Source organism: Mycolicibacterium pyrenivorans (genome assembly GCF_025821625.1).
In the GTDB taxonomy this organism is placed as follows: domain Bacteria; phylum Actinomycetota; class Actinomycetes; order Mycobacteriales; family Mycobacteriaceae; genus Mycobacterium; species Mycobacterium pyrenivorans.
Genome location: NZ_JACKSH010000166.1, coordinates 32,242 through 48,495, shown reverse-complemented (window position 1 = coordinate 48,495; position 16,254 = coordinate 32,242). Strand labels below are relative to the sequence as shown.

Below are 16,254 nucleotides of genomic sequence, written 5' to 3'. Positions count from 1 at the left end.
AGCAGCCTGACCCACAACACCAACACCCCCGCCGTCACCACACGGCCATACCGACGCGCAGACTCCACACCCAACTCACCGCCATTTTCGGATTAGCAGCGAAACTACGAGTGAGGCCCTGCTGGAATGCCGTTTCGGCGGGGAATCAGGAGCCGAGTTGGACGTCGCCCTCGGGGGTGATCCGCGTCGCATACACCGGCAGCGACACCTCCGGATCGTCGAGGCAACTGCCGTCGTCGAGGGCGAAAGCCTGCTTCTTCAGCGGTGACTGGACGGTGGGGCGGCCGCCCCGGTCACCGACGATGCCACGCGACATCACCGCCGCTCCGGAGAAGGGGTCGATGTTGCCGACCGCGTGCAGTGTGCCGTCGTCGAGCCGGAACAACGCGGCCTGGGCGCCGTCGGGCAGCAGCACGCCCACGCCGCGGCACGGCTGGAGGAAGTCGTAGGCGCACGCCGTCGTCCAGACCCGGATGTCGTCCTCGATGTTGTTGACCACAGTCATCTTCGGGCTACCTTCCTACCTTCGGCATGCCGATCGGCACCTTGCGGCCCGACCGCTCGGTGAACTCGACCGTGGGGTCGGGGATGTCCGGGGCGTTGACGAACGAGACGAACCTCGACAGCTTGTCGGGATCCTCGAGCACGCCCTTCCATTCGCACGCGTAGTTCTCGACATGCCGGCCGATCGCCGCCTCGAATTCGTCTGCCAGCCCCAGCGAGTCGTCGCAGACAACCTCTCGGAGGTGCTCCAGCCCCATCTCCTCCACCCACGGTGCGGTGCGCTGCAGGCGATCCGCGGTGCGGATGTAGAACATCAGGAACCGGTCGATGTAGCGCACCAGGGTGTCGTCGTCGAGGTCGCTCGCCAGCAGTTCGGCGTGCCGCGGCGTCGCTCCGCCGTTGCCACCCACATACAGGTTCCACCCGGTTTCGGTGGCGATGACGCCGACGTCCTTGCCGCGGGCCTCCGCGCACTCGCGGGCACACCCCGACACGCCCATCTTGATCTTGTGGGGCGCCCGCAGTCCGCGGTAGCGCAGTTCGAGGTTGATCGCCATCTGCACCGAATCCTGTTGGCCGTAACGGCACCAGTCGCTGCCCACACAGCTCTTGACGGTGCGCAACGCCTTGCCGTACGCGTGACCGGACTCCATGCCGCCCTCGACGAGGCGGCGCCAGATCTCGGGCAGCTGATCCACCCTGGCGCCGAACATGTCGATGCGCTGCCCGCCGGTGATCTTGGTGTACAGCCCGAAATCCCGGGCGATCTCGCCGATCAGGATGAGGTGCTCGGGGGTGATGTCACCGCCGGGCACCCGGGGCACCACCGAGTAGCTGCCGTTGCGCTGGATGTTGGCCAGGAAGTGGTCGTTGGAGTCCTGCAGCGAGGCCTGCTCACCGTCGAGGATATGGCCGGAGCTGGTCGAGGCGAGGATCGACGCCACGACGGGTTTGCAGATGTCGCAACCCTTTCCGGTGCCGAACCGCTCGATCAGGCCCGTGAACGTCCGGATGTCGGTGGCGCTGACGATCTCGAACAGTTCGGCCCGCGACTGGCTGAAGTGCTCGCACAGCGCCTTGGACTGTTCGACACCCTCGGCCTCGAGCAGTTGCTTGAGCAGCGGCACGCAGGAGCCACACGAGGTGCCCGCCAAGGTGCACTTCTTCAGTTCGGCGACGTCGCAGCAGCCCGACCCGATGGCCGCGGTCAGATCACCCTTGGTGACGTTGTTGCACGAGCAGATCTGCGCCGCCGCCGGCAGCGCGCCGACGCCGAGTCCCGCTGAGCCTTCAGATCCGGCGGGTGCGATGAGGGCCAGCGGATCCCCCGGCAACTGCTCACCGACCATCGGGCGCAGGATCCCGTACGCCGACGCGTCGCCGACCAGGATGCCGCCGAGCAGTGTCTTGGCGTCGTCGGAGAGCACCAGCTTGGCGTAGGTCTGGTTGACGGCGTCGTTGACCACCACCGACAGGCAGTCCGGCGTGGCGCCCATCGCGTCGCCGAAGCTGGCCACGTCGACGCCGAGCAACTTCAGCTTGGTCGACATATCGGCCTCGGGGAACTCCGCGGCGCCGCCCAGCAGCCGGTCGGCCACCACCTCGGCGCTGGTGTACCCGGGACCCACCAACCCGTAGCAGCGGCCCTCGATCGCAGCGACCTCGCCGATCGCGTAGATGTTGGCATCACTTGTGGCACAGGAGATGTCGGTGAGAACTCCGCCTCGCTCAGCGATCCGCAGGCCCGCCTCGCGGGCCAGTTCGTCACGCGGACGCACCCCTGCCGCGAAGACGACGACTCCGGCGTCGATGAACGTCCCGTCGCTCAGCGTCACCCGCATCGAGTCGTCCTCGGCCGAGCGCCGCAGCGGCTTGTTGCGTTGCGCCGGTTTGATCGACTCGGTGCCGACGTCGGTGTGCACGACGATGCCCAACTCGCTGATCATCCTGTTGAGCAGGGCGCCGCCAGCCTCGTCGAGTTGCTGCGCCATCAGCCGCGGCGAGCGCTCGACGACATGTGCGCTCAATCCGAACCCGCGCAGCGCGTTGGCCGCCTCCAGGCCCAACAGGCCGCCGCCGATCACGACACCGACGGGCGACCGGTTGCTCTCGCGGGCCCGCGCGGCGTCGGCGCGGATCGCATCGAGGTCATCGAGGGTGCGGTAGACGTGACACGACGGCAGGTCCCGGCCCGGCACGGGCGGGACGAACGCGTACGACCCCGTCGCCAGCACCAGCGCGTCGTAGTCGATCCGCGCGCCGTCGGCGGTCGTCACCACCTTGGCCGCCCGGTCGACCGCGGTGACCCGGCTTCCGAGCCGGACCTCGACGAGCGGGTCACCGAGGTAGTCGTTGCCCGGCAGTGCCAGCCGGGCGCGGTCCCAGTGTTCGGTGTAGCCGGTGAGGCCGACCCGGTCGTAGGCGGCGTCGAGTTCCTCGGCGAGGACGGTCACCCGCCAGCTGCAGCCGGTGTCGCGAGCCCGCAGGGCTTCGACGAACCGGTGTCCGACCATGCCGTGGCCGACGACCACGACGTGCGATGTTGGCGCCATGGCAGACAGGCTAGGGAGCTGATATTGCCGCCGTGTCGCCTCATGTGAAGCGCCCATCACGGTGTTCTCACCGACGCCGACGGACCGTTGTGAGTCCGTTCTCTCACGGCGAACGCGCATCCGGAACATGAGCGTGGTTCGCTCAAGTTCTTCTCCGTAGACGTACCGGCACGGAGCCGGTCGACGACAACAGGAGATGAACCATGAGCACTCTGACCCCGGCTCTGTCCCTGTGGAGCCGTCCCGCGTGGGACAGCGACCGCTGGGTGCGCGACTTCTTCGGCCCGGTGACCGCCAAGGAGTGGGCCACCGACATCAAGCAGGGCATCAACCCCGCCGTCGAGGTCGCCAGGGACGGCGACGACGCCGTCATCCGGGTGGACCTGCCCGGTGTGGACGTAGCCGAGGACGTCCACGTCGAGGTGGACAAGGGCAGGCTCGTCATCCGCGGTGAACGCCGTGACGAGCGCACCGAGGAGCGCGCCGAAGACGGCGGGGTCCGCGGGTTCAGCGAGGTGCGGTACGGCTCGTTCCACCGCTCGTTCGCACTGCCCGCCCACATCACCGGCGACGCCGTCTCGGCAGGTTACGACGCAGGCGTCTTGACCGTTCGCGTGGCCGGAGCCCACAAGGGCGCCGAAGCCCAGCGCATCGCGATCGAGAGCAAGTAACCCGCGATCCCCCTATGCCGAAATGGCATTCCAGCAGCGATCCTGCGAGTGAGGACCTGCTGGAATGCCGTTTCGGCGGGTGTTGGGGTCAGGCCCAGCGGCCCAGGATCTCCTTACCGCGGGCCGCCAGCGCGGCCTGCAGGAACGGGCCGAAGCTGATCCGGCCCACTCCGAGCGGGCCGAACGACGCCGGGTCGTCCTGATCGGGCAGCGCGATCGCGTTGATCGGCAGCGGAAGCTCATCGGCGAGCCGGCGCGTCGTCCCGGCGTCGTGACGACCCACCGGATACAGGACGTCGGCGCCCGCGTCGGCCGCCTTCTTCAGCCGCGCGATGGCCCGATCGACCCGGTCGGCCTCGTCGCCGTCCTTGCGCAGGAACAGGTCGGTGCGCGCATTGACCACGACGTGCACCCCGGCCGCGTCGGCCGCCGCGCGCAGGCCGCCGACCAACTCGGCATGCTCGTCGGCGGACCGTAGCCGGCCACCCTCGCTGTGCACGGTGTCCTCGATGTTGAGCCCGACCGCGCCGACCGACAACAGACCGTCGATGAGCCGGTCCGGCGCCTCCCCGTACCCGGCCTCGATGTCGACCGAGATCGGCACGTCGACCGCGGCGGTGATCTGCGCGACCCGGGTGAGCAGGTCGTCGAACGTCATGCCCTCGTTGTCGGCCTTGCCGACCGAGTCGGCCACCGGATGGCTGCCGACCGTGAGCGCAGCGAACCCGGCGCCGGTGGCCAGGCGCGCCGACCAGGCATCCCACACCGTCGGCAGGATCACCGGATCCCCGGGCCGGTGCAGCGCCAGCAGCGTCTCCGCGCGGCCCTTCAGGACGTCATCAGACATGCGTTCCTCCACTCATCAACGTGACCCGTCTCACCATCGCATCGGTGTTGTGACTAGCATCGATTGCGTACTGTGATCCCTGACACCCTTCAGCCCAAGGAGGTCACTTGTCCAGCACCACCGAACTCGCCGAGCTTCACGATCTGATCGGAAGCCTCCGGCGCTGCGTGACGTCGCTTGCGTCGCGATACGGGAACAGCCCAGCTACCCGTCGCATCGTCAACGACGCCGAACGCATCCTCAACGATATCGACCGACTCGACATCGACGCAGAAGAACTGGAACTCGCCCGTGGCGTCAGCGGACACCACCATGTGGGCGAGCGGATCGCGATCCCCGATACTCAGTACGACTCGGACTTCTGGCGCGGCGTCGACGACGAAGGTCTCGGCGGGACGCATTGAGCGCCGCGTGCCGTGAAACACGGGACGTGTTCGGGGGTTACAACAGCATAGAAAGGCAACCGTGAGCGCACCCACCGCCGATCGCAAAGCGACCGGCGTCTTCTCGCCTGGCCGCGCGCAGATTTCACAACGCACCCTGCGCACCGACAACTGGCTGAAGTCGCCCATCATCATCGACCTGGGGTTCGCGGCGTTCATCGTCTACGCGACGGTGCGGGCGTTCATGCAGAACAACTACTACGTCGCCGACTACCACTACCTGACGCCGTTCTACTCGCCGTGCGTGGTCAAGTGGAACGAGGCCACCCAGTCCGGCTGCATTCCCGCGGCCAGCCACTTCGGTCAGTACCTCCCCGACGTGTGGTGGCTGCCGTATGCGGCGTTCTCGCTACCGTTCCTGCTGCTGTTCCGGCTGACCTGTTACTACTATCGCGGGGCCTACTACCGCACGGTGTGGCAGGCGCCGACCGCGTGCGCGGTGGCCGAACCGCACGCGAAGTACACCGGGGAGACGCGGTTACCGCTGATCATCCAGAACACCCACCGGTACTTCTTCTACATCGCGGCGATCATCTCGGTGATCAACACGTACGACGCGATCAAGGCGTTCCACTCGCCCACCGGTTTCGGCTTCGGTCTGGGCAACGTGATCCTGATCGTCAACGTCGTCATGCTGTGGGTCTACACGATCTCGTGCCACTCCTGCAGGCACGTCGCCGGCGGCCGCCTCAAGCACTTCTCCAAACATCCCGTCCGGTACTGGATGTGGACTCAGATCAGCAGGCTCAACGTCCGGCACAAGCAGTATGCGTGGATCACGCTCGGCACCCTGATGCTGACCGACTTCTACATCATGCTGGTGGCGAGCGGCACCATTTCCGACCTGAGATTCATTGGTTAGCAAGACAATTCACAATCTGGTTTTTGATAGGACGAGTGAGGTTTGATGGCTTCGGATGAAGCTCAGCAGGATGGTCTTCGCGCAAGCGGCTCATCGACGCAGGACGCTCTTCGCGCAAGCGGCTCATCGACATTGGAACGGCACCAGTACGACGTCGTCGTGATCGGTGCCGGCGGCGCGGGTCTGCGTGCGGTGATCGAGGCACGCGAGCGCGGCCTGCGCGTCGCCGTGGTGACCAAGTCGCTGTTCGGCAAGGCGCACACCGTGATGGCCGAAGGCGGCTGCGCGGCGGCGATGAAGAACGCGAACCCGAAGGACACCTGGCAGATCCACTTCGCCGACACCATGCGCGGCGGCAAGTTCCTCAACAACTGGCGGATGGCCGAGCTGCACGCGCAGGAGGCCCCCGACCGGGTGTGGGAGCTGGAGACCTACGGCGCGCTGTTCGACCGCACCAAGGACGGCCGGATCAGCCAGCGCAACTTCGGTGGCCACACCTATCCGCGTCTGGCCCACGTCGGCGACCGCACCGGCTTGGAGATCATCCGCACCCTGCAGCAGAAGATCGTCTCGCTGCAGCAGGAGGACAAGGCCGAGTTCGGCGACTACGAGGCGCGGATCCGGGTCTTCCACGAGTGTTCGATCACCGACCTGATCCTGGACAAGGGCCCCAGCGCGAACCCCAGCGCAGCGCACGACACGACGGGCGCCCAGGGACACAACCAGGGCCGCATCGCCGGCGCGTTCGGCTACTACCGCGAGACCGGCAACTTCGTGCTCTTCGAGGCGCCCGCCGTGGTGCTCGCCACCGGTGGGATCGGCAAGTCGTTCAAGGTGTCGTCGAACTCGTGGGAGTACACCGGCGACGGCCACGCGTTGGCGCTTCGTGCGGGCTCGAGCCTGATCAACATGGAGTTCATCCAGTTCCACCCCACCGGCATGGTGTGGCCTCTGTCGGTGAAGGGCATCCTCGTCACCGAAGGTGTTCGCGGCGACGGCGGAGTGCTGAAGAACTCCGAGGGCAAGCGGTTCATGTTCGACTACATCCCCGAAGTGTTCAAAGGCCAGTACGCCGAGTCGGAGGAAGAGGCCGACCAGTGGCTCAAGGACAACGACTCCGCGCGCCGCACCCCTGACCTGCTCCCCCGCGACGAGGTGGCCCGCGCCATCAACTCCGAGGTGAAGGCCGGTCGCGGATCGCCCCACGGCGGCGTCTTCCTCGACATCGCGTCGCGCATGCCGACCGAGGAGATCAGGCGCCGACTGCCGTCGATGTACCACCAGTTCATCGAGTTGGCCGAGGTCGACATCACCAAGGACGAGATGGAAGTCGGCCCGACCTGCCACTACGTCATGGGCGGCATCGAGGTCGACCCGGACACCGGCGGAGCCGCCACGCCCGGACTGTTCGCCGCGGGTGAATGCTCCGGGGGCATGCACGGCAGCAACCGCCTCGGCGGAAACTCGTTGAGCGACCTGCTGGTGTTCGGCCGCCGCGCCGGTCTCGGCGCGGCCGACTACGTGCGGGGGCTGCCCGAGCGCCCGACCGTGTCGCAGGAGTCCGTCGACGAGGCGACCAAGATGGCGTTGGCGCCGTTCGACACGCACCCCAGCCCCGAGAACCCGTACACCCTGCACGCCGAACTGCAGGAGTCGATGAACGACCTCGTCGGCATCATCCGCAAGGAGGACGAGATCCAGGCGGCGCTGGCCAAGCTCGACGAGCTGAGGGCCCGGGTGCAGAACGTCACCGTCGAAGGCGGACGGGTGTTCAACCCCGGCTGGCACCTGGCCATCGACATGCGCAACATGCTGCTGGTCAGCGAATGCGTGGCCAAGGCCGCCCTGAAGCGCACCGAGAGCCGCGGCGGACACACCCGCGACGACTACCCGGAGATGGACGCCAAGTGGCGAAACACGCTGCTGGTGTGCCGGACCGACGACGTCGCGACCGTCGACGCGATGGTCCCCGGCGTCACGGTCGAAGCCGAGGAGCAGTTGCCGATGCGTCCGGACCTGCTGGAGTGTTTCGAATTCTCCGAACTCGCGAAGTACTACACCGACGGCGAACTCGCCGCGCACCCAGGACGAAAGGGCTGACATGGCTGCCTATAACGCGAACCTTCGGGTCTGGCGCGGCGACGTCAGCGGCGGCGAGTTACGGGACTTCACAGTCGAGGTCAACGAGGGCGAGGTGGTGCTCGACATCATCCATCGCCTGCAGGCCACCCAGACACCGGATCTGGCGGTGCGCTGGAACTGCAAGGCGGGCAAGTGCGGGTCCTGCTCGGCGGAGATCAACGGCAGGCCGCGGTTGATGTGCATGACCCGGATGTCGACATTCGGTGAGGACGAGACGGTGACCGTGACGCCGTTGCGGACCTTCCCGGTGATGCGCGATCTGGTCACCGACGTGTCCTTCAACTACGAGAAGGCCAGGGAGATCCCGTCGTTCACGCCGCCGAAAGATCTCCAGCCCGGCGAATACCGCATGCAGCAGGAGGACGTCAACCGGTCGCAGGAGTTCCGCAAGTGCATCGAGTGCTTCCTGTGCCAGAACGTCTGCCACGTGGTGCGTGACCACGAGGAGAACAAGACGGCGTTCTCCGGCCCCCGGTACCTGATGCGTCAGGCCGAACTGGACATGCATCCGCTGGACACCCTGGAGCGTCGTCCCGAGCAGGCGCAGGACGAGAACGGTCTCGGCTTCTGCAACATCACCAAGTGCTGCACCGAGGTCTGTCCCGAGCACATCAAGATCACCGACAACGCGCTGATCCCGATGAAGGAGCGCGCGGCCGACCGCAAGTACGACCCGGTGGTCTGGCTGGGCAGCAAGCTCTTCCGCCGGAAGTAGGCGGGTGACCGCGGACCCGTCGGCACCGGGCGATACGTCCGTCCGATCGGCTGCGACGGAGAACAGCTACGCCGTCGCCGGGTCGATCGCGACATCGGACAGCGCCGTCGTCGCCGGGTCGATCGTCACGCGGGGCAGCGCCGTCGTCGCCGGTTCGATCGCCACGGCGGGCAGTGCCGGAGTGGCCGGGTCGATCGCCACCGCGGGCAGCGCGGCCGTGGTGCGCTCGATCGCGACGTCCGGCAGCGCGGCGGTCGCCGGGTCGATCGCCACCGCGGGCAGCGCCGCGATCGCCGGCTGCATCCTCACCGTGTTCTGCATCGTCTGCCGGGGGTGCCTGGCGTGCCTCGGCTGCATCGAGTGCACGAAGTGCCGGGCGTGCGTGGGCTGCATCAGCTGCGAGGACTGCATCGGCTGCGTCGGCTGCGTGAACTGCTCGGGTCTTCGCAATGCCGTCGGCCTGCGCGACGTGCACGCCTGAGTCAGGCCGGCAGCAGCCGTCGGCCCGTGAGCGGGCTCGAGTAGACGACGTTGGTCGTGATCTTCCCCAGCGTCGCGATCCTGCCGGGTGGCCAACCGGACGAAAGCCGTGATCGGGTAACCCAGCGCGGCGACAGCGACACGGTGCGTGCCAGGTCAGCGGTGCTCATTCGGCCGTTGGTCTGCAACGCCTGCAGGATCGCCTCGTCGGTACGGTCGAGGGTGATCCGTTGATTGTCCGGCACATCGCCGATGATCCCACCTAGATTCGACCGCATGCCGAACTCCCGCGGACTGTTGCTCAACCCCAACACCTTCGACCCTCCACAGCTCGACCCCGAATCGCGGCGCCGACTGCGCGCCCTGATCGAGTGGTTCGAGGAGCGGGGAAAGGTGCGGCTGCTTCGCGACGATCTGGAGGCGACGTGGGTGGCCGACTTCCTGGACTTCGTCAAGAAGGAGCGGCTGTTCGCGACCTTCCTCACCCCGTCGGAGTTCGCCGACGGGGACGCGAACAAGCGCTGGGACACCTCGCGCAACGCCGTGCTGAGCGAGATCCTCGGGTTCTACGGGCTGGCCTACTGGTACGCCGAACAGGTTACGATCCTCGGGCTCGGACCGATCTGGCAGAGCGACAACGTCAAGGCCAAGGAGAAGGCGGCCGCCCAACTCGAAGCCGGCGGTGTGATGGCATTCGGACTGTCCGAACGTGACCACGGCGCCGACATCTACAACACCGACATGCTGCTGACTCCGGCGGCCACGAACGACACCGAGGGCGTTCTGTTCCGGGCGTCGGGCGAGAAGTACTACATCGGCAACGGCAACGTCGCCGGGATGGTGTCGGTGTTCTCGCGCCGCACCGACGTCGACGGCGCCGACGGTTACATCTGGTTCGTCGCCGACAGCGCCCACGAGAATTACGAACTGATCGACAACGTCGTGCACGGCCAGATGTTCGTCAGCAACTTTCGGCTCGACGACTACCCGGTGTACGAAGAGGACATCCTTCGCACCGGCCCCGAGGCTTTCTCGGCGGCCCTGAACACCGTCAACGTCGGCAAGTTCAACCTGTGCAGCGGCTCGATCGGGATGTGCGAGCATGCGTTCTTCGAAGCGATCACGCACGCCAACAATCGCATCCTCTACGGCAACCCGGTCACCGATTTTCCGCACGTGCGCGCGAGCTTCGTCGACGCCTACGCCCGGCTGATCGCGATGAAGCTGTTCAGCGACCGGGCGATCGACTACTTCCGCAGCGCCGGCCTCGATGACCGCCGATACCTGCTGTTCAACCCGGTGACCAAGTCCAAGGTCACCTCCGAAGGCGAGAAGGTCATCACCCTGCTGTGGGATGTGCTGGCCGCCAAGGGTTTCGAGAAGAACACCTACTTCTGCGAGGCGGCCCGACTCATCGGGGCGCTGCCGCGTCTGGAGGGCACGGTGCACGTCAACGTGGCGCAGATCCTGAAGTTCATGCCGAACTACATGTTCAATCCGACCGAGTACCCCCCGATCGGCACCAGGGACGACCCGGCGGACGACGTGTTCTTCTGGTCGCAGGGCCCGGCCCGCGGCGCCTCGAAGGTGCAGTTCGCGGACTGGGCGCCGATCTACGAGAGGCACTCGGACATTCCCAACGTCGCCCGCTTCTACGAGCAGGCCCAGGCGCTGAAGGAACTGCTGAGCACCGCAGCGCCCGACGCCGATCAGCAGGCCGACCTCGACTTCGTCCTCGTCGTCGGGCACCTGTTCACACTGGTGGTGTACGGGCAGTTGATCCTCGAGCAGGCCGAGCTGACCGGCCTCGACCGCGATCTCACCGACCAGATCTTCGACGTCGCGATCCGCGACTTCTCCGCGTACGCCGTCGCGCTGCACGGCAAGCCGAGCTCCACACCCGCCCAACAGGCGTGGGCGCTGGCGGCGGTGCGCAAACCGGCGGCCGACCCGGCCCGCTTCGACCGGGTCTGGCAGCAGGTGCAGGGTTATGACGGCGCCTACGCGATGCGCCCCTAGCAGCGTGGATTGTCGGGTGTATCGCCGAAGATCCCGTCGATACCACGGCGCGACAGCCTGACTGCCGCGATGTATCCGTTCACAGGGCGGCTTCGCCGCTGTTCGATGTCCTCATGACCGAAACCGCCTGCGACCCCGCGTCGGCTGCCCGCGCGTTCTTCGCCGCCAAGCTCGCCCACGAGATCGACCCCGCGGACCTGGCCGCCGCGCGGGCGGCGGGCAGTGCACCGGTCGTCGTCGACACCCGGTCGGCGGCCGCGTGGCACCAGGGCCACATCCCGGGGGCCCTGCATATCCCCGGCCGGGAGCTGCGGCAACGCGCCGGCGACCAGCTGCCGGACCGCGGTGCCGCCGCACGGGGCAACCGTCATCAAACCGGACGGTCACACGCAGGTGTAGACGGGTTGCACGGGGGTACGCTCCAGAAAGCAGCCAATCACCGAAGAAAGGCAGCCACATGTCGCTTCGAGAGCCCCAAAGCGTCAACGACATTCGCACCGCGATCCGCGAACTCAGCACCCGCGCCGACCTGGCCCGCAGGGAAGGTCGCAGCGCCGATGCCGCCGAACTGGATCAGCGCATCAAGAACTACCGCGACGAACTCGGCGCCCGCCCCTAAGCCTCGCCGAGCCGGCGAAACGTGCTGCGGTGAAACACGATTGGCGGCACGTCCGGGTGCACGGTGATATCGCTGACCCTGAGAATGACGATGGTGTGATCCCCCGCCGGGATCAACTGCTCGATGGCGCTTTCCAGCCACACGCTGGTGCCGCGGACGAACACCGCACCGCGGTCACTCGATGAGGTGTCCAGGCCCGCGAACCGGTCGCCGGTCTTGGCCGCCAGTGTCCGCGCGGCCTCGTCATGCGCCTCCCCCAGCACGCTGATCCCGAGGTAGGGGACATCCTTGAGCCGTGGCCACGTCGTGGACGTGTTCTGCACACAGAACGACACCAGCGGCGGATCGAGGGACACCGGGACGAACGTGCTGGCCGCAAGGCCCACCCGGGTGCCGTCGACCTCCGCCGCGATCGCGATAACCCCGCAGGGGAAGTGGCCGAACGCCTCCCGCAGGGACGACGGACTGAGGTTGGTCCCCGAATCGCTCGTTGTACCGCTCATCACCACCATCATCACACGTACCCGTGAGCGCCGCCCACGTCCGGGTGTCCGGCGGCCGGTGTCCCGATCTGCGTGAGCGCAAGAGCCGTTTCGGGAACGGTAACGTGACGCCATCATGTGGATCACGCTCCTGGCGATGGCCGTCGCGGTCAGCCTCGAGCCGTTCCGGATCGGCATGACGGTCCTGATGATCAACCGGCCCCGGCCGGGTCTGCAACTGCTCGCCTTCCTCGCGGGCGGTTTCGCGATGGGCACCACGGTCGGTGTGATCGTGCTGTTCCTCCTGCGCCCGGCTCTGGGGTCGGCGCACTTCACCCTGCCCAGGGTGCAGATCGTCGTCGGCGCGGTGGTCCTGGTCAACGCTGCATTGCTGGCCACCGGCGTGTTCGGGGCGGTGCGACGCACCCGGAGCGACGGCTCAGCCGGTCGCGCGCAACGAATGCTGACACCGGTCGCGACCCGCACCCGGCGGCTGCTCAACGGCCGCTCGCTGTGGGCGGCGGGCGTCGCCGGCCTCGGCATCGCGCTGCCGTCCGTCGACTATCTCGCCGCACTGGCACTCATCGTCGCCTCCGGCGCCGCGGCGGCCACCCAGTTCGGCGCCTTGATGCTGTTCAACACGGTGGCCTTCGGGCTGGTGGAGATCCCGCTGCTGGCCTACCTGGTGGCCCCGGAACGCACCCGCGCAACGCTATCGGCCCTCTACGACTGGATGCGGTCGAAGGGACGCCACGGGGTCGCGGTTCTGCTCGCCGTGGTCGGCTGTGCGCTTCTCGTCGTCGGGTACTCCGGGCTGTAGCCGCTCGGGCTACGGCGGGTTGTTCAGCACGTACTGCAGGCCCGAGAGCAGCTGCGATACCGGATCGGCGGCGCCGCCGAACGCGGCCTGCGTGGCCGGCGCGGTGACGGCCGCCGGGTCGTAGCCGTTCACCGGATCCACGGTGATCGGCGCGGTCAGCGGATCGTCGTTGCGCGAGTATCCGGCGTCCACGTACGGCTTCAGGACCGCGTCGAGTTCGATCAGCGTCTCTTTCGGCACGCCGAGATATTTGAACGGCAGGACCAGGGGAAGATGCTCCTCGGGAATCATGAACGTCGTCGTCGTCGCGCCCCTCGAGTTGACGGTCGTCCTGATGTTCTGCGGCGGCACCATGCTCGGTGCGGTGAACGCGACGGCGGTGTGACCGGTGGCGAGGCCGACGATCGCGTTGGCGACGGAAAGCCAGTTGTCCGGCCGGTCCGGCCAGTCGGCGATGCTGTCGTAGGCGGACACGAACTGGTAGGTGTCGTACTGGCTCTCGACCGGCGGCGGGATCCGGTAGTCGAGTGAGGGCACGACGCTGCCGACGGGGAAGTTCTGCGTCAGGAAGCTCTCGCCGAATGCGTGCCGTGCCACCGGGTCGCCGTAGGTGGCGAAGCTCAGCTGATCGGGCGGTGGAGCCGCCGGGTCATAGGCGAGCCGCGCCTGTACGTCGTTGAGCACCATCGCGCCCTCGGAGAGGCCGATCGCGGTGCCGGGGCCACCCTCGCGGATCGCGCTGATGGTGTCGGGCGCTCCGACGTCGACCGACTCGCCGACACTGGGGCCGTCGATACCCAGACCGGGGAACGAGTCGTCGAGGCGGCCGATGCCGGGGAACAACCGTTCCAGGGTGTGGCCCTGAACCTGCCCTGCGGGATAGTCGACGATCTGGCGGTCGAGACCAGGGAACCAGTCCGCGCCCGTGCGCATGATGTATTCGTCGTAGGGGATGCCGAGAACGTGGGCGCCTCCCAGGGCGTACGCCCTACCCGGAGTCCCCAGCGGGGGCGGCCCGTCGGCGGGGGTGGCGGGGCCCGGGGGCACGATCGGTGGCTCGTCGGCGCTCGCGATCCCCAGGCCGAAACATCCTGTGGCGCCGATGGTTAGCAGCGCAGTGACGGATGCGAACTGTCTCCGCACTGCCATCCCCGCCCCTCGCCTACGCATCTGCCTGTGCCCCAGACCTTACTCTGCTGCCCGGTCCTGCTCAGGCGTCCAACCGGGTGAACCGGTCCTGCCGGTATTGCTCGACGCAGGCGGTGCGCCGGATCTTGCCGCTCGTCGTCGTCGGAATCGACCCGGGGGGTACCAGAACCAGGTCCCCGACGTTCACGCCGTGTGCGTTGGCTATCGCGGAGGTGACGTCGCTCTTGACCTCGGTGAGCCAACGCACCGCGTCGCCATCGGCACCGGTTTCGAGGTCGGCGCGCTTCTTCAGCTCGATCACGGTCACGAGGTTCTCGGTGCTGTTCACCGGAACCGAGATCGCCGCGACGCGGCCGCGGGTGATCTCCTGCACCGTCGCCTCGATGTCCTCGGGATGGTGATTACGGCCGCGGATGATCAGCAGATCCTTGATGCGGCCGACGACGAACAATTCGCCTTTCCAGATGAAGCCCAGATCGCCGGTCCGCAGCCACGGACCGTCCGGCGTGCCTGCCGGAGGGTCGACGAGTGCTGCGCCGAAGCACCCTTGCTCCTCCGGTGGCCTGCCCCAGTAGCCTGCCGCGACATTGTCGCCGTGCACCCAGATCTCGCCGACGACGTCCGGCGGGCATTCCCGGCGCGTGTCGACGTCGACGATCCGCACCACGGGTGACTTCGGCAGTTCGTACCTCACCAGCGCGGAGCCCGCTCCGGACGAACACCGCTGCGCACGGCCGGCGGACAGTTCGTCGACGTCGAAACGGACCGCCCCCCACGAATCCCCGACCGAATCACTCCAGGTGCCACTGGCCACGAAGACCGTCGCCTCGGCCAGCCCGTAGCAGGGGCGCAGCATATTGTCGCGGAAATTGAAGTGCGCGAACCGATCTGCGAAGCGTTCCAGGGTAGCGGGGTCGACGCGTTCGGCGCCGTTGATGATGCCGCGCACCCCCGCGAGATCGAGCCCGGCGAGGTCACTGTCCCGGGTCTTGCGGGCGGCCAGGTCGAACGCGAAGTTGGGAGCCCCCGAAAAGGCGTGCGGATTCTCGGCCAGCGCCCGGATCCAGCGGGCCGGCTTCTCGAGGAACGCGACGGGGCTCGTCAGCTCGGCGGGAAAGCCGCCGAGGATGGGTGCGCAGACACCCAGCACCAAACCCATGTCGTGGTAGAAGGGCAGCCACGACACCAGTGTGAGGTCGGTCGAGGAGTTGACGTTCACACCCCTGAACAGGCTGCTCATCAACTGCTCGAAGTTCACCTGAAGGTTGCGGTGCGAGATCATCACCCCGGTCGGCAGCCGGGTCGATCCCGAGCTGTACTGCAGATACGCCGTGCGCGGGAACTCAGCGGCCGCAAAGCCGGGCTGGTCCGCGGCGTCCAGATTCAACGAGTCGATCTCGATCATCTTCGGCGCCGTGTCCAGCCGGGACCGGTCGACGTAATGTCCGACGTCACCCGCGACCGCCGACGTCGTCAGAACCACCGAGGGGGTGGTGTCGGCGAAGACGGCGCCGACCCGGTCATGGCTGGAGCCGCGATGCGGCAGCGGAAGCGGAACGGCGACGAGTCCGGCCTGCATGGAGCCCAGGAAAGCCAGGATGTAATGCAGCCCCTGTGGTGCCAGGATCACCGCCCTGTCGCCGACCCCAGCGTGCAGGCTGAGCTCCCGGGCCACATTCATGGTCCGGCGGGACAGCTGCGACCAGGTGAGGCTCTCCGGGACGCCCGCGGGGTCGTGGTGGTAGTCGGTGAAGGTGAATGCCACCTCGTCCGGGCGCAGGCTGGCGCGCCCGTGCAGCATCGACAGAATCGACGACTGGGGTGTAGGCGTTGTCGAAATCAATGCACGTCCGTAATCATTCGGCGGATCCGTCGGCGCGGAGTACCCGCAGTCCTTACAGCTCCTGAGTAGCTCCCGACCCGATCCGCTCCGTTTCGTAGTTTCACAT

General features: G+C 67.3%; 16 protein-coding genes and 1 pseudogene. 10 read left to right on the top strand and 7 right to left on the bottom strand.

All coding sequences use genetic code 11. From position 1 onward, the window contains the following. Positions 1-145: 145 nt before the first annotated feature. Both nirD and nirB read right to left on the bottom strand, forming a co-directional pair. Entirely contained in the window at positions 146-505 is a 360-nt protein-coding gene (gene nirD / locus H7I57_RS19870; protein WP_264025509.1) for a nitrite reductase small subunit NirD, read from the bottom strand. Positions 506-512: 7 nt separating this feature from the next. Then, positions 513-3,056 carry a nitrite reductase large subunit NirB gene (nirB, locus tag H7I57_RS19865; RefSeq protein WP_275081473.1) on the bottom strand — a complete coding sequence of 848 codons (2,544 nt, stop codon included), beginning with the start codon at positions 3,054-3,056 and terminating at the stop codon, positions 513-515. Positions 3,057-3,259: 203 nt separating this feature from the next. Here nirB and H7I57_RS19860 point away from each other — a divergent pair, with 203 nt between their 5' ends. Then, positions 3,260-3,727 carry an Hsp20/alpha crystallin family protein gene (locus H7I57_RS19860; protein WP_264025506.1) on the top strand — a complete coding sequence of 156 codons (468 nt, stop codon included), beginning with the start codon at positions 3,260-3,262 and terminating at the stop codon, positions 3,725-3,727. Positions 3,728-3,815: 88 nt separating this feature from the next. Here the strand turns inward: H7I57_RS19860 and H7I57_RS19855 are convergent, their stop codons facing one another. Then, positions 3,816-4,574: an isocitrate lyase/PEP mutase family protein gene (locus tag H7I57_RS19855; protein WP_264025504.1), complete on the bottom strand. Its 759-nt coding sequence runs from the start codon at positions 4,572-4,574 to the stop codon at positions 3,816-3,818. A gap of 107 nt (positions 4,575-4,681) precedes the next feature. Between H7I57_RS19855 and H7I57_RS19850 the strand changes: the two genes are divergently transcribed. The 5 genes from H7I57_RS19850 (at position 4,682) to H7I57_RS19830 (ending at position 9,217) form a co-directional block, all read left to right on the top strand. Next, positions 4,682-4,978, top strand: coding sequence for an Rv0250c family protein (locus H7I57_RS19850; RefSeq protein WP_264025502.1), 297 nt, complete (start codon positions 4,682-4,684; stop codon positions 4,976-4,978). A 61-nt stretch (positions 4,979-5,039) separates the two neighbouring features. Continuing rightward, positions 5,040-5,879, top strand: a complete 840-nt coding sequence (gene sdhC, locus H7I57_RS19845) for a succinate dehydrogenase subunit SdhC (RefSeq protein WP_264025501.1) — start codon at positions 5,040-5,042, stop codon at positions 5,877-5,879. A gap of 45 nt (positions 5,880-5,924) precedes the next feature. Continuing rightward, positions 5,925-7,979 carry a fumarate reductase/succinate dehydrogenase flavoprotein subunit gene (locus H7I57_RS19840; RefSeq protein WP_264025500.1) on the top strand — a complete coding sequence of 685 codons (2,055 nt, stop codon included), beginning with the start codon at positions 5,925-5,927 and terminating at the stop codon, positions 7,977-7,979. Between the two features lies 1 nt (position 7,980). Continuing rightward, positions 7,981-8,736: a succinate dehydrogenase/fumarate reductase iron-sulfur subunit gene (locus H7I57_RS19835; protein ID WP_264025498.1), complete on the top strand. Its 756-nt coding sequence runs from the start codon at positions 7,981-7,983 to the stop codon at positions 8,734-8,736. Between the two features lie 85 nt (positions 8,737-8,821). Next, positions 8,822-9,217 carry a hypothetical protein gene (locus H7I57_RS19830; protein WP_264025513.1) on the top strand — a complete coding sequence of 132 codons (396 nt, stop codon included), beginning with the start codon at positions 8,822-8,824 and terminating at the stop codon, positions 9,215-9,217. A 1-nt stretch (position 9,218) separates the two neighbouring features. Here the strand turns inward: H7I57_RS19830 and H7I57_RS33250 are convergent, their stop codons facing one another. Beyond that, complete coding sequence (locus H7I57_RS33250) at positions 9,219-9,494, bottom strand: AsnC family transcriptional regulator (RefSeq protein ID WP_275081472.1); 276 nt, start codon at positions 9,492-9,494, stop codon at positions 9,219-9,221. Here H7I57_RS33250 and H7I57_RS19820 point away from each other — a divergent pair. The 3 genes and pseudogenes from H7I57_RS19820 to H7I57_RS19810 all read left to right on the top strand — a co-directional run bounded on the left by H7I57_RS19820 (position 9,493) and on the right by H7I57_RS19810 (position 11,854). After that, complete coding sequence (locus tag H7I57_RS19820) at positions 9,493-11,235, top strand: acyl-CoA dehydrogenase family protein (protein WP_264025496.1); 1,743 nt, start codon at positions 9,493-9,495, stop codon at positions 11,233-11,235. The genes H7I57_RS33250 and H7I57_RS19820 overlap by 2 nt on opposite strands. A gap of 113 nt (positions 11,236-11,348) precedes the next feature. Then, a pseudogene (locus H7I57_RS19815) lies at positions 11,349-11,495 on the top strand (hypothetical protein); the annotation flags it as partial. A 197-nt stretch (positions 11,496-11,692) separates the two neighbouring features. Continuing rightward, the gene (locus H7I57_RS19810) at positions 11,693-11,854 is read left to right on the top strand and encodes a hypothetical protein (RefSeq protein ID WP_264025495.1); all 162 of its coding nucleotides are present in this window, start codon (positions 11,693-11,695) and stop codon (positions 11,852-11,854) included. Here H7I57_RS19810 and H7I57_RS19805 read toward each other — a convergent pair. Continuing rightward, positions 11,851-12,366 carry a flavin reductase family protein gene (locus tag H7I57_RS19805; protein WP_275081477.1) on the bottom strand — a complete coding sequence of 172 codons (516 nt, stop codon included), beginning with the start codon at positions 12,364-12,366 and terminating at the stop codon, positions 11,851-11,853. The two genes, H7I57_RS19810 and H7I57_RS19805, sit on opposite strands and share 4 nt — an antisense overlap. 106 nt (positions 12,367-12,472) lie before the next feature. Between H7I57_RS19805 and H7I57_RS19800 the strand changes: the two genes are divergently transcribed. Continuing rightward, on the top strand, positions 12,473-13,156 hold the full coding sequence (locus H7I57_RS19800) for a GAP family protein (protein ID WP_264025492.1): 684 nt from the start codon (positions 12,473-12,475) through the stop codon (positions 13,154-13,156). Positions 13,157-13,165: 9 nt separating this feature from the next. Here H7I57_RS19800 and pe read toward each other — a convergent pair whose 3' ends face one another. Together pe and H7I57_RS19790 are read right to left on the bottom strand one after the other, a co-directional pair. After that, positions 13,166-14,305 (bottom strand): acyltransferase PE, encoded by a 1,140-nt coding sequence (pe, locus tag H7I57_RS19795; protein ID WP_275081471.1) that lies wholly within the window; start codon positions 14,303-14,305, stop codon positions 13,166-13,168. A gap of 61 nt (positions 14,306-14,366) precedes the next feature. Beyond that, positions 14,367-16,145 (bottom strand): AMP-binding protein, encoded by a 1,779-nt coding sequence (locus tag H7I57_RS19790; protein WP_264025510.1) that lies wholly within the window; start codon positions 16,143-16,145, stop codon positions 14,367-14,369. Positions 16,146-16,254: the final 109 nt, after the last annotated feature.